Origin of the sequence: Streptomyces sp. adm13(2018), from assembly GCF_008042145.1 — a bacterium.
Lineage (GTDB): Bacteria > Actinomycetota > Actinomycetes > Streptomycetales > Streptomycetaceae > Streptomyces.
Genome location: NZ_RDBH01000193.1, coordinates 1 through 4,038, shown reverse-complemented (window position 1 = coordinate 4,038; position 4,038 = coordinate 1). Strand labels below are relative to the sequence as shown.

The window sequence follows — 4,038 nt, the reverse complement described above, 5'->3', positions numbered from 1 at the left end:
CGTACCGCTCCTGCGCCGCGCCGAGGGCCAGGTCAATGGCGCTGAGGTGGCGGGTGACGGGGCCGAAGGAGATCAGGCCGCTGCCGGCTCCCGCGTACTCGCCCTCCGCTGGGGCGAGTACCGCGCGGGCGCGGCGCAGGAGCGGTACGTGTCCGACGGACGCGGCGGCGCGGGCGAGTACGCACCACAGCGCCTCTTGCAGGAGGTCGTGCGGGGGCCGGGGAACCCGGGTCAGTGCCTGGTGTGCCTCGTCGGTGGCTCCTGAGGCCGCCACGATCAGCGGGTCGAGCCAGGGCTTGTAGGGACCGGCGTCCACATCGGTGAGGGAGGTGGGGTCGGGCAGGCCGCCGCTCCGCAGGACGGGGACCAGGGCGACGAGGGCGGCGGCGCCTTCCGTGAGGCCAGGCATTCCGCAGTCGGCGGAGTCCTTCAGGGCCTTCGTGTACAGAACGCGTGCGGCTTCCCAGCCCTCGGTCTCGCAGGTGCGCAGCGCCCGGTACCAGGTGGTGAAGACCCGGGCGAGCGGCCGTTCGTTGCGCTGCGCGAGCCGGTCGATCGTTTCCGCCTCGGCATCCGCCTCCGGAAAGCGTCCCAAGCCGGCGAGTGCCTGGAGGCGGATGATCCGGCCCAGGATCTCGTGCCCGGTGAGCTGGTGGTCGGCTGCCAGCCGGGTGAGTTCGCTCCCGAGTGAGACGCGCTGGGCGGCTGAGCCGCAGGAGGCGAACGACTGCATGAAGGCGCCGTTGAGGGCGAAGGCGAGCAGCCTGGGGTCGCCCAGGCTTCGGGCGAGTCCTACGGCCTGCTCGGCGGCGCGTTCGGCACGTTGTCGCCACGCCTCCGGGCCGGGAGCGTGCGCCGCACGGAGCAGCGGCGCATCTGCGGTGGCGTCCCCGCGGGACTCGACCGCCATGACGGACAGCAGACGGGCGCGCAGTGCGGCCGGGGCTTCCGGTCCGAGCCGGGCCACGGCCCGGGCGGCCGCCCCGGCGAGTTCGGCCGCGGCCGCGGGGTCGTCGGCGCGCGTCCACACCGCCGGGACGTCATAGGAGCCGATGATGCGGGCGGCCAGTTCGGTGTCCCCAGTGGTCTCCGCGGCGGTGACCAGGTCCCGGCGGTGCCGACGTGCCTCCTCAAGCCCGTCGGGGCCGGTCACCGCGAGGTCGCGGAGGAGGCCGGCGGTGGCGTGCAGCCGTGACCGGGACCGGGTGGGCACAGAGCGGTCCCAGGCGGCTGCGGCCCGGTTCCAGAGACTGTCGATCGTCCCGGCGGGTGCGGCCTCCGCCGGCCTCGTACGGCTGAGCAGGCGTGCTTCGGTACGTGCCAGGGCTCCCGTCGAGGTGGGCCCGGCGCCTCCGCCTCCACCTGCGCCTCCGCCTTCGCCTTCGCCTTCGGAGACGAGTGCGGTACGGGCCCGGCTCAGCGCTTCCAGGGCCTCGGCGCGCCGCCCGGCGAGGTCCAGGGCCGTGATCAGCAGGACCCAGCCGTCCTCCCTGCCGGGGTGCTCGGCGACGTGGGCCGACAGATCGGCGATCGCGTCGCGGGCGGCACCGGTGGCCAGGAGGGCATCGGCGCGCCGCTCGAGCGCGTCCAGGCGCAACGCCTCCAGCCGAGCACGTTCGGCCGAGGCCCACGCGGCGGCGGGGAAGTCGGCCAGTACCGGCCCCCGCCAGCAGGCCAGGGCCTCGTCCCACAGGATGACGGCCGCGTGGGGCGGCGTCTCCGCGGCCCGGGCGGCGATGCGCTGGAACCGCCAGGCGTCCACCGCGTCCTGGTCCGCGCGCAGGGCGTAGCCGGGGCCGTCGGTGATCAGCAGCCGGGACGGCTGGCGGGGACGCCGGTCGGGTTCCAGCGCGCGCCGCAGGGCGGCTACGAACGTGCGTACCGCGCCCACGGCCCCCGAGGGCGGCTCGTCCTCCCACAAGTCCGCCACGAGCCGGCCGACCGGTACGACCCTCCCCCGGGCGATCAGGAGCCGCCCGAGCACCTCCCGGTGGCGGGGTGCGCCGAGTGCGAGGGGTTCACCGTCGGGTCCCCACGCGGCGACCGGCCCCAGCAGTCCGAAGGTCACACCCACCGCAGATCCTTTCGCGGGCGGCACCGCCCTTTGTGGGTGCCGCGTACTCACTCATCGATCGCTGATCCGGGGCCCGCAACCTGGGTGACGTCCCCGGACGACACGACCACCGAGATCAGTGATCAGCGATCAGCGATCACGGGTCAAAGATCGCAGGCCAAAGATCAGAGATCCAAGGTCAGAGGTCAAAGGTCGGAGGTCCGGAGGAGCAACTCTGCCACGAACTCCAGGAGCCGCCGTGAGAACCCGTACCATCCCCACCATTCCCGGATTCACCCAGCACCGTGTACGCGTCGACGACGGGGTCGCCCTGAACGCCGCCGTCGGCGGGGCGGGCAGCCCGGTCGTCCTGCTGCACGGTTTCCCCCAGACCCATCTGATCTGGCGGCACGTCGCGGCCGACCTCGCCGCCGATCACACCGTCATCTGCCCCGATCTGCGCGGCTACGGCGCCAGCGACAAGCCCGCCGAGACGGGAGCCGGCGTCTACTCGAAGCGGACCATGGGACGGGACGTCGTACGCCTCGCCGCCGCGCTGGGACACGACCGGTTCACTCTGGCCGGCCACGACCGCGGCGCCTTGGTCGCCTTCCGAGCCGCCATGGACCACCCGGACGCCGTCTCCCACGCCCTGTTCCTCGACGTCCTGCCCACCCTGGACATGTGGGACGCACTACGGGGAGTGTCCGCGGCCGTCGGATTCCACCTCTACCTGATGGCGCAGCCGCCCGGGCTGCCCGAGAAGATGATCAAGGCAGCCGCCGAACCCTTCTTCGCCCACTTCCTCGACGCCTGGACCGAGGACGCGGACGCGATTCCCGCCGACGTACGCGCCCACTACCTCGACGCTTCCGCGGCGGCCGTCCCCTCCATCGTCGCCGACTACCGTGCGTCGGCCGGGATCGACGTCGAGCACGACACCGTCGACCGCGAGGCCGGAAACAAGCTCGCCATGCCCGTCACCGTCCTCCAGCAGGACTGGGGCGCCGCGCTCGGCTACCACGCCGAGGGGCTGTGGAGCGCCTGGAGCGACACGCTGCGGCACCGCACGGTGTCCTGCGGCCACTTCATGGCCGAGGAGGACCCCAAGCTGATCGCCGACGAGATCCGGGCACTCGCGGACCGCTGAGGTGGGCCGTGCCCCCGACAGGGCGGGCACATCGGCGAACGCGTGCAGGGCGAGGACTCCTCCTCGTCTTCGGTGATGTCGCACCACCGTTCTAGCAGCGCCGTCACGCAGTTCGTGATGCGTTCGGACGGAGACTCCATGTCCTCACCGTCGGGGAAGCGGTCGTACACGTCGCTGAAGGCCCGGCGGGCAGCCCTGTCGTCCGCCGGGCGATCGCCTTCCCAGACGGCGAGGTCGTGACTCATGCCCCGCGGGCTCTCACGCCGCACCGACGAACCGCCGGGTCGCCTCCCGCAGAAGCAGCAGCGCGGCCGCCTGGACCGAGGGGCCCGAGGTGCGGGTCGCCAGGGAGGCGCCTGCGCGGCGTACACCGTCGAGGCGGAGGCGCTGAACACCGACGAGCGCGCGGACGAAGGGGCGGTACGGCGGGGCCACCAGGCTCGGGAGCGGCGCGGCGGCCGTGAGGTCGGCGGCGGCGCGGTCGGCCTGCTCCTCGACCAGACGTCCGAGCGCCGGACCGGGCACGGTGACGTCCGCGCCGTGGCGGGCCAGCGCGTTAAGGGGGATGCCGTGGCGGCCCCCGCGTACGTCCTCCGGCAGGTCCTCCAGGAAGTCGATGCGTTGCATGGCGCGCATCAGGACGTGGCAGCCCTCGGTGAACGCGGTCCGCGTGGCGGCGTCCTCGGGGGCGAGGAGGCCGGCCGTGAGCATCAGCGCGGGCAGCGAGTACTCCTGTACGTACCGCCTCAAATCCTCGTCGTCGGCGATCGTCCGCCAGGCGACCTCGCGCTCGCACCCCCGCAGGAAGTCGTCCACGTGGGCGCGGATCCCGGGG

General features: G+C 73.4%; 3 protein-coding genes. 1 reads left to right on the top strand and 2 read right to left on the bottom strand.

Annotated elements, in window-relative coordinates; genetic code table 11:
* Positions 1-2,074, bottom strand: a 2,074-nt coding sequence (locus EAO70_RS35440) for an AfsR/SARP family transcriptional regulator (RefSeq protein WP_148006914.1), incomplete at its 3' end; no start/stop codon positions are given.
* Between the two features lie 238 nt (positions 2,075-2,312).
* Between EAO70_RS35440 and EAO70_RS35435 the strand changes: the two genes are divergently transcribed.
* On the top strand, positions 2,313-3,203 hold the full coding sequence (locus tag EAO70_RS35435; protein WP_187284179.1) for an alpha/beta hydrolase: 891 nt from the start codon (positions 2,313-2,315) through the stop codon (positions 3,201-3,203).
* Positions 3,204-3,461: 258 nt separating this feature from the next.
* Here EAO70_RS35435 and EAO70_RS35430 read toward each other — a convergent pair.
* The coding region (locus EAO70_RS35430; RefSeq protein ID WP_187284178.1) for a squalene/phytoene synthase family protein at positions 3,462-4,038 on the bottom strand (577 nt) is incomplete at its 5' end.